General features: G+C 72.1%; 6 protein-coding genes. 3 read left to right on the top strand and 3 right to left on the bottom strand.

The window, feature by feature from the left end:
* Positions 1–333: type I secretion C-terminal target domain-containing protein (locus tag BB334_RS11140; RefSeq protein ID WP_158014407.1), on the top strand; the 333-nt coding region annotated here is incomplete at its 5' end.
* Between the two features lie 107 nt (positions 334–440).
* The gene (locus BB334_RS11135) at positions 441–785 is read left to right on the top strand and encodes an arsenic metallochaperone ArsD family protein (protein WP_068808566.1); all 345 of its coding nucleotides are present in this window, start codon (positions 441–443) and stop codon (positions 783–785) included.
* A 5-nt stretch (positions 786–790) separates the two neighbouring features.
* Here BB334_RS11135 and BB334_RS11130 read toward each other — a convergent pair whose 3' ends face one another.
* Together BB334_RS11130 and BB334_RS11125 are read right to left on the bottom strand one after the other, a co-directional pair.
* Positions 791–2716, bottom strand: a complete 1926-nt coding sequence (locus BB334_RS11130; RefSeq protein ID WP_068808565.1) for a bifunctional diguanylate cyclase/phosphodiesterase — start codon at positions 2714–2716, stop codon at positions 791–793.
* A gap of 25 nt (positions 2717–2741) precedes the next feature.
* Positions 2742–3440, bottom strand: a complete 699-nt coding sequence (locus BB334_RS11125; protein WP_068808563.1) for a transglutaminase-like cysteine peptidase — start codon at positions 3438–3440, stop codon at positions 2742–2744.
* 233 nt (positions 3441–3673) lie between these two features.
* Here BB334_RS11125 and BB334_RS11120 point away from each other — a divergent pair, with 233 nt between their 5' ends.
* Entirely contained in the window at positions 3674–5119 is a 1446-nt protein-coding gene (locus BB334_RS11120) for a TolC family outer membrane protein (protein WP_068808560.1), read from the top strand.
* A gap of 69 nt (positions 5120–5188) precedes the next feature.
* On the opposite strand, the gene BB334_RS11115 is transcribed toward BB334_RS11120, so the two are convergent.
* Entirely contained in the window at positions 5189–5974 is a 786-nt protein-coding gene (locus BB334_RS11115; RefSeq protein WP_068808558.1) for an enoyl-CoA hydratase/isomerase family protein, read from the bottom strand.
* Between the last annotated feature and the right edge of the window lie 26 nt (positions 5975–6000).

The following is a 6000-nucleotide window of genomic DNA, read 5'->3' as shown; positions in this document are numbered from 1 at the left end:
GATACCGGTGCGGCACCCGCGACCGACACGGTGAGGGACTTCAGCCTGGCGCAGGGCGACGTGCTCGACCTGGCCGATCTGCTGCCGGGGACGGTGGCGGAGAGCAGCCTGGAGCGCTACCTGCACTTCGAGGCGGATCCCGCTGCGGCCTCGACCGTGCTCAAGGTCAGCGGCGCCGGCGGGTTCGCCCACGCGGACGACGGCAGCCTGGTCGGGACCCCCGACCAGGTGATCGTGCTCGAGGGGGTCGACCTGTTCGCCTACGCCGGCAGCGGCGATTCGGCCGCGTTGGTCGGCAAGCTGCTCAACGACGGCAAGCTGATCGTCGATTGACCGAAGTGCCGCGCGGGCGGCGGACTTGATCCGTGCGAAGGTCGGCCGAGACCGGACCGATTAGGCTTGCGCAGACCCGCCATGGTGGCGGACAACGGAGACCCCGCATGAAAAGCATACAAGTGTTCGAGCCCGCGCAGAGCGGCACCAGGATCGACCCGGCGCTGGTCGACTTCACGGCCGACGTCGACTGGTCGAGTCAGCAGGGGGCGCCGATCGAACGCTTCGACCTCGCGCAGCAGCCGCTCGAGTTCGCGCAGAACGCCGTCGTCAAGAGCTTTCTCGAGCACGCCGGGCAGGACGCGCTGCCGCTGGTTCTGGTCGATGGCGAGATGGCGCTGACGGGGCGCTATCCCACGCGCGGCGAGCTCGCACGCTGGGCGGGGCTCGCGCAGCCGACCCTGCAGCCGGTTCGCGCGGGCGATTGCTGCTCGGGCGGCAACTGCGGCTGATTCCCTCAGTTCAGCGGGAGCGGGCTTTTCGCCATCCTGCGTGCCGCCGGCCCGGTGATGCCGTCCACCCCGAGCCCGACCAGGCAGCGTCGCTCCGCTTCGCTGCACACGCCTTCGGCGATCGCGAGCAGGCCGAGCGCGTGGGTCAGCGAGCACAGGCTGCGCACGAAGGACTGGTTGCCCGCCGAGGTGTCGATGCCGCGCACGAAGGCGGCGTCGATCTTCAGGTAGTCGAGCCCGAGTTCGTGCAGGCCGGCGAAGCGCGAGAACTCCTTGCCGCCGTGGTCGAGGCCGATGCGGCAGCCGAGCGGGCGCAGCGCGAGGCAGAGGCTGCGGAACTCCACCTGGTGGCGCAGCGCGGCCGCCTCCTGCACCTCGATCCACAGCCGGCGGGCGAGCCCGGGGCGATGGCGCAGGGCCTCGTGCAGGGTGGCGCGAAAGCCGGCGTCGCGCAGCGCGGCGGCCGACAGGTTGATCGCGAGCTGGCGGCTGCGGTGCTGCTCCAGCTGCTGCAGCGCGGCGCGAATGACGCGGGCGTCGATCGCCGGCAGCAGGTCGAGCCGGGCCGCCCACGGCAGGAACTGCGCCGCGGTGCGCCAGCGGCCTTCCAGCAGCAGGCGCACCGGCGCCTCCTCGTGCAGCAGGCTGCCGTCTTCGCGCAGCACAGGGAAGGCGGCGAGCTCGAGGTGGTCGGCGTCCAGCGCCGCGCCGATTCCGGCGCGCCAGGCGTCCGCGCTGGCGTACGGCAGCAGGGCGTCGGTCGGGCCGGCGTCGACCGTGCGGCCGAAGCCGAGCTCGGCGGCGGCGAGCACCGCGTCCGCGCGCGCCAGCACCATCCCCGGGGTCTCGCCCGGCAGGTAGGCGCAGGCGGCGAGGCGCAGGCTCTCCGCGGCCTCGGCGCCGAGCGCCTCCTGCAGTCGGCCACGCAGCGCGTCGGCGAGGGCGGCCGCCTCGCCGGCGCCGGCCGCCAGGAGGGCGAAGTCGCTCGCGTTGAGACGGCCGCAGTTGGCGTCGGCACGTGTCTCGGCGCTCGCCGCGAGCTGCGCGGCCAGCCGTGCCAGCGCCTCATCCACCGCCTTGCGGCCGAGCCGGCGGTTGAGCGCATCGAGACCGGCCACGCGCACCAGCACCAGGCTGCCGCCGGCCGCGTCGTCGTCGCGCGCGAGCGCGCTGTCGAGCTGGCGCAGGAACTGGGCGCGGTTGGACAGGCCAGTGAGTTCATCGTGCTCGGTCTGGCGGCGCAGCGCTTCGAGCCGCTGCGCCTCCTCGTCGAGCAGCTTGTGGATGTGTTCTGCAAGGGTGTTCATTGCGCGCACCACGCTGCGGAACTCGGCGGTCGCCGGTTCCGCGATGGTGGTGAAGCGGCGCTCGCCGATGTCGCGGGCCTGGCCGACCATCGCCTTCAGCGGGCGGGTGATGCGGTGCAGGGCGAGGGTGCCGATCGCCCCGCACGCCAGCGCGAGGCCGAACAGCCATGCGAGCAGGCGCCCGGCGCCCGCCCACAGCGAGGCGTAGGCGTAGCGGTCATGGCTGTCGACCGTGAGCGTGCCGTACTGCTGCCAGCCGTCCTGCACCTGGGCGAGGCCCGGTTGGGTCGCGATCGGCACCAGGTCCACGAACCAGGCGGGCACCTCTGCCGGTGTTGCGGGGCGGCTGCGTTCGACCAGGATGCTGCCCTCGGGGTCGACGAGGCGGATCCGGCGGTAGTGGCCGGTGTCGAACTGCGCCGCGATCAGCAGCTCGACCGTCACCGGGTCCTTGTCGAGCTGCGACAGCGACAGCGCGAGCGCGCCGGCATTGTCGATGTTCTTCACCCGGAGTTCCTGCTCCAGGTAGTGGCGCGCGTTTTCCAGGCTCACCGCGAGGCTGCCGCCGAGGGCGACCGTGGTGACGAGGGTGATGGCGATCCAGAGCTGTTTGGTCAGGGTCATGATGGACGTGCCTTGGGAACTTGCATCAGGGGTTGAACTGCAGGCCTTCGCGCTGCATGCGATCGAGGACATCACGCCAGCGCGACAGGCGGGCGCTCGGATCGGCGGCCACCTCGCCGCCCACCCACAGGCCTTCGCCGTTGAAGCTGAAGACCGGGAAGAGGTCGGGCCGCCGGCTCGCCGGGCGGATTTCGCCGATCAGGTTGTCGAGCAACAGCGGCTCGGCGCCGGGCGCGGGAAAGTAGCCCACCACCATGTGGGCCTGGGAGTGGCCGCTGCGCGGGCCGCCGATCCGCGCACGCACGTAGATCAGGCGCAGCTGTGCGGCCGGGATGCCGAGCAGGCGCAGGCTCACGTACTTGGCGATGGCGAAGTCCTCGCAGTCGCCCGCCCCCAGGCCGAGGGTTTCGATCGGCGTCGCCCAGTAGTCGGGCTGGCGCCAGATCACCTTGTCATCGTCGAAGCGCAGTTGCCGGTTGAGGAAGGTGTTCACCCGCTCCAGTCGCTCGCCTGCGGACAAGCCGCCCGCCTCCGCGATCAGGCGCCGCCAGTCGGCCACCCTGCTCGCACCCATCGCGTCGTGGCGCGCCTGCGTCAGGCGTTCCACGTCCCCGGCGTCCGGCATCGCCCGCGCGGCCGCGCACGCGCCGACGCACAGCGCGCCGGCGAGCCGACGCAGGGCGGTGAGGAAGCGGCGCGGCGGGGGAGGGCGGATGCTTGACATCGAAGGCCTGTACTGGCGTGGCCCGCATTATCGGAAATCCTTCCTCGCGCCGCCGTGCGCTAGTCCTCGGCGCGGCGCATGCGCGACGCGGCCGCCGCCTTTGTGGGCGCCTCCGTTAGCTAGTTCGCGGCGCCCGGCGGGGGCGCTCGCTACCATTTCCGCATAGCTACCGGCCGGCGCGCGGGCGCATCGCGAGCGCGCTCCGTCCCGGCCCTTATCATCCTGGAGCAGTCATGAAAACCCTTCGCACCCTTGTCTGTCTCGCCGTGCTGTCCGCCCTCCAGGCGGGGCCGGTGGCGGCCGCCACCCCCGAGGCGTTGCGCGAGGCGGCACGCAAGGCGGTGGTGAGCAATCCCGAAGTGCAGTCGCGCTGGCACGCCTTCCGCGCCGCCGAGGCCGAGCGCGATGCCGCCCGCGGCGGCTATCTGCCCGAGCTCGACGTCTACGGCAGCGTGGGTAGCGAACGCCTGAAGACGCCGAACGAGCGGGTCGACAGCTTCACCCACCGCAACGCGACGCTGTCGCTCAACCAGATGGTCTACGACGGCTTCTTCACCCGCAGCGAGGTGTCGCGCCTCGGCTATGCCCGCCTGGTGCGCTACTACGAGCTGGTCGATGCCGCCGAGGGCGCCGCGCTGGAGGCCGTCCGCGCCTATGCCGACGTGCGGCGCTACCGCGAGCTGGTGCGGCTGGCGCAGGACAACTACGTGGAGCACCGCCAGGTACACGACCAGATCGCCGAGCGCGCCGAGGCCGGCGTGGGCCGCCGGGTGGACCTCGAGCAGGCGAGCGGCCGCCTCGCGCTCGCCGAGTCGAACCTGCTGACCGAGATCTCCAACCTACACGACGTCAGCGCCCGCTATCTGCGCGTGGTCGGCGAGGGCCCCGCCGAGGCGCTGCCGCCGATGGGCGAGCGGCTGGGCAGCGATGGCCTGCCGACCGGCGCGGATGCGGCACTGCGCGAGGCGTTCGCGTCGAGTCCGCTGCTCAACGCCGCGGTGGAAAGCGTGCGCGCCGGGCAGGCCGAGGTCGAGGCGCGCCGCGCCGCCTACCATCCGCGGCTCGACCTGCGCGCCCGTCATGCGCTCGATCGCAACCTCGACGGCGTGCCGGGCAACACGCGCGAGAGCGTCGTGGAACTGGTGGCGAGCTACAACCTGTTCCGCGGCGGCGCCGACGACGCGCGCCTGCGCCAGGCGGCCGAGGGCCTCAACCTGGCGAAGGACCTGCGCGAGAAGGCCTGCCGCGACCTGCGCCAGAGCCTGTCGATCGCATGGCACGACTCCCAGCGGCTGAAAGAGCAGCTCGGTTACCTCGACCAGCACCAGCTGTCGATCGCCAAGGCGCGCGAGGCCTACCGGCGCCAGTTCGACATCGGCCAGCGCACCCTGCTCGATCTGCTCGACACCGAGAACGAGTACTTCCAGGCGCGGCGCGCCTATGTGAACGCGGCCTACGACCAGCGCATCGCCGAGGCGCGCACGCTGGCGGGCATCGGCCGGCTGATGCCGGCGCTCGAGGTCGCGCGCGAGGATCTGCCGACCGCCGCCTCGCTCGGTCAGGACCGCAGCGGCATCGACCCGCGGTCGGTGTGCCCGCCGGAGGCGCCGCAGCCGCTGCAGATCGACAAGGATGCGGTATTCGCCGAGGCGATGCGCGCGGCGGGCAGCGCACGCTGAGGGCGTCAGGCTCGCCGCCCGGGGCGCCCGCCGCGCGCGGGCGTCGTCGCGTCTGGCGCGGCAGGCCGCTCAGCGGCCCTTGAATTCCGGCTTGCGCTTTGCGAGGAAGGCGTCCAGGCCTTCGCGGTAGTCCTCGGTGTCGAGGAAGGCGAAGGCCTCGCGCTTTTCCGCGTCCGTCAGCGGCGCGCCGCTCGTCAGGCGTCTCACCCACTGCTTGTGCCAGCGGGCCACCAGCGGGGCGCCGGCGCAGATGCGCGCGGCGCAGGCGGCGGCCTCCTCGAACACCATCTCGTCGTCGACCACCCGGCTCAGCAGGCCTTTGTGCAAGGCGTCGCGCGCGTCGAGGATGCGCCCCTCGAGCAGGATCTCGAGCACCACCGCCGGTCCCACGAGCGCCAGCAGGCCGGCCATCTCCCCCGGATACATCGAGAAGCCGAGGCGGTTGATCGGCGCGCCGAAGCGCGCCGACTCGCCCGCGATGCGGATGTCGCAGCAGCCGGCGATCTCCAGCCCGCCGCCGACGCAGGCGCCGCGGATGGCGGCCACCGTGGGGATCGTGCAGTCACGAACCGCGTTCAGCGCGTTCGCCACCAGTTCGTCGTGGTAGTGCAGGGCGTCGTCCACCGTGGCGCGCACGCTGACGAACTCCTCGATGTCGCCGCCGGCGGCAAAGGCGTCCTCGCCCGCGCCGCGCACGATCACGCAGCGCAATTCGGGCGTCTCGGCGATGCGCCGCATCGCCGCCGACAGGCCACGCCACATCGCCGCATTCACCGCATTGAGCTTGGCCGGATTGCACAGCGACACGGTTGCGACGCCGCTGTCGCTGAACTCGAGATCGATTCTGGTCTTCATGGATTGGTTGCTTCGGGAAACGATAA

Origin of the sequence: Thauera phenolivorans, assembly GCF_001696715.1 — a bacterium.
Classification (GTDB): domain Bacteria; phylum Pseudomonadota; class Gammaproteobacteria; order Burkholderiales; family Rhodocyclaceae; genus Thauera; species Thauera phenolivorans.
Note: the sequence above shows the minus strand (reverse complement) of the source record. Positions and strands in the feature narration are given on the sequence as shown.

Excerpts from the sequence above, each read along its gene's own strand:
- BB334_RS11135 (WP_068808566.1), top strand. The coding sequence starts at position 441 with ATGAAAAGCATACAAGTGTTCGAGCCCGCGCAGAGCGGCACCAGGATC.
- BB334_RS11120 (WP_068808560.1), top strand. The coding sequence starts at position 3,674 with ATGAAAACCCTTCGCACCCTTGTCTGTCTCGCCGTGCTGTCCGCCCTC.
- BB334_RS11130 (WP_068808565.1), bottom strand. The coding sequence starts at position 2,716 with ATGACCCTGACCAAACAGCTCTGGATCGCCATCACCCTCGTCACCACG.
- BB334_RS11125 (WP_068808563.1), bottom strand. The coding sequence starts at position 3,440 with ATGTCAAGCATCCGCCCTCCCCCGCCGCGCCGCTTCCTCACCGCCCTG.
- BB334_RS11115 (WP_068808558.1), bottom strand. The coding sequence starts at position 5,974 with ATGAAGACCAGAATCGATCTCGAGTTCAGCGACAGCGGCGTCGCAACC.